At 39.1% G+C, this 266-nt stretch carries 1 protein-coding gene; it reads left to right on the top strand.

What is annotated here, in order from left to right; translation table 11 throughout:
- Window positions 1-266, top strand: a 266-nt coding sequence (locus tag GUI70_RS25810) for an oxidoreductase dimerization domain-containing protein (RefSeq protein WP_497747274.1), incomplete at both ends; no start/stop codon positions are given.

Below are 266 nucleotides of genomic sequence, written 5' to 3' on the forward strand. Positions count from 1 at the left end.
GTTGATAAACAAAGCCGTACGTCTATCAGTAATATCTATGCAATTGGTGATATCGTTCCAGGTTTACCACTTGCTCACAAAGCTAGCTATGAAGCTAAAGTTGCTGCTGAAGCAATTGATGGTCAAGCTGCTGAAGTTGATTACATTGGTATGCCAGCAGTATACTTTACTGAACCTGAATTAGCTACAGTTGGTTATTCAGAAGCGCAAGCTAAAGAAGAAGGTTTAGCAATTAAAGCTTCTAAATTCCCATATGCAGCAAATGG

The organism is Deinococcus alpinitundrae (genome assembly GCF_009982895.1).
In the GTDB taxonomy this organism is placed as follows: Bacteria; Deinococcota; Deinococci; order Deinococcales; family Deinococcaceae; genus Deinococcus; species Deinococcus alpinitundrae.